The sequence below is a fragment of the Pseudomonas sp. genome (assembly GCF_049590575.1).
Taxonomy (GTDB): Bacteria; Pseudomonadota; Gammaproteobacteria; order Pseudomonadales; family Pseudomonadaceae; genus Aquipseudomonas.
Genome location: NZ_JBAWDE010000341.1, coordinates 1 through 1,895 on the forward strand (window position 1 = coordinate 1; position 1,895 = coordinate 1,895).

Consider the following 1,895-nt stretch of genomic DNA (forward strand, 5'->3'; position numbering starts at 1 on the left):
ATACCATAGAAGACCTATGGAGTCAAGGCTCCTATATATGGATTAGATACCACTCTTTAATTTATGGTAATCATGAAAAGGGGATTATAATAATAAAAATTAAGCTTCGATAGGTGTTCGGTTAATTGAAGAACGGTGGTCAGTGAACTTAAGAGCTCCTTTTCCGTACTCGTATACGAAACCGATTGTTAATAGTACTAAGAATGTAGTAGCGATCCAGAATCCGTAAGCAGTTACTTGGTATAGTGTAACGGCTAATGGGTATAGAACAGCAATCTCAAGATCAAAGATTAGGAACAAGATACCCACTAGGTAGTACTGGATAGCGAACGGTGCTCGAACTTGACCGTAAATTGGGTTAACAATAAGTTATAGTTGGTCATTTAAACCAACCCCTAGTATCACTACTAGGATCAGACTATGTCATCATCCTCATAATTCTTGAAGATGTCGGGCGCTCGTGTCAGGATTATTGCTAGTGCAGCTCACCTGTTAGTCGTTGAACCTGCATATTACTACTATGATAAGTACACTGTAATATGATTGGCTGCAAATTGACTTTAGTTAAAAGTGTTCCTTGCAATTCACCCGATTTAGTTAATGTATCAACATTATTGTGGGCAAAACCTCTACCCACACTCGTAAGGTGTTCTATCCAATCTAATATAGAATGGATTGGACTATATCATAAACCTTTAATGTAACATTACAAAAGATTTTTCTACATGTAGTCTCTGAGGTATTATAATTTACCTACATATTCTATCCTTGTTCTATAAAACAAACTTTACACTGTATCCAATAATTGGCAGTAAATGAGATAGTTCACGTATTTAGTAGAATTGCTATCGTAGTGATAGGGCAACATGGATTACCTTCTCTGTGTCAGGTCGGTGCACAGCTAATAGAACGTTAAGTGCTAATAGGATACCTACTAGAACTGGAACGAAGAAAAACAGAACGATCATTGTCATTAGTAACCATAGATAGACATCGCCATTAACTGAGTGCTATTTAAGATTAGAGATGGTTGTAGAGCGAATACTACTAAGAATAGTGTTAGAACGGCAATTACGTAACAGTGAGCACTTGATAGTACTTCAGGAGATTGACTTCCTGCACCTGCTGGTTGCTCGTCGAAGTAAATTACACGTACCACTCGTAAGTAGTAAGCGGCACTTACAACACTAGCTAAGATGGCTACAATTGAAATGAAGTAGTAACCATTGTGGATAGCTGTGTATAGAACAGCGTACTTAGCAAAGAATCCAACTAAAGGTGGAACTCCTGCCATTGAGAACAGACATAGTAACATACTTAAAGCTAAGATAGGGTTCTGTCGGAACTGTCCACTTAATTGTGAGATGAACTGAACATCGTTGTTCTGTGTTGAACCTGATGATTGTTGGCTGTGGATTAAGTAACCAAAGGCTAACAGAATAAAGAATGTGTTAACACTAGTTAGACTGTACTGGATTAAGTAGAATAAGAACGCGTCGATTGACTCTTGACCACTAACACCAAGTGCTAGTAACATGAATCCAACGTGTGAAATTGTACTGTATGATAGTAACCGTTTAATACGGAATTGTGCTAATCCTACTACTGTACCGATGATCAGTGACAGTAATGAACAAACTAATAGTAGAGCTTGCCATACGTTAACATAAACGTCACCAATTGAAAGTCCAAGACCCTCAGTTAATGAGTGTAGTGTTAATAGTAGAACGAAGATAGAGATTTTAGGCATTACAGCAAGCCATGTTGTAACGATTGTAGGCACTGCGTCGTATACGTCAGGAGCCCAGTTATGGAATGGTGCTGAAGCGATTTTGAATAGGAATCCAACTGTCATGATAACAAGACCAAGGATTACTCCTTGTGTAACGTTATCT

2 protein-coding genes are annotated in these 1,895 nt (G+C 38.1%); both read right to left on the reverse strand.

The genetic code is table 11. From position 1 onward, the window contains the following. Window positions 1–99: 99 nt before the first annotated feature. Window positions 100–366: an NADH-quinone oxidoreductase subunit A gene (locus WBR57_RS23455; RefSeq protein WP_424087103.1), complete on the reverse strand. Its 267-nt coding sequence runs from the start codon at window positions 364–366 to the stop codon at window positions 100–102. Between the two features lie 607 nt (window positions 367–973). Beyond that, the coding region (locus WBR57_RS23460) for an NADH-quinone oxidoreductase subunit N (protein WP_424087102.1) at window positions 974–1,895 on the reverse strand (922 nt) is incomplete at its 5' end.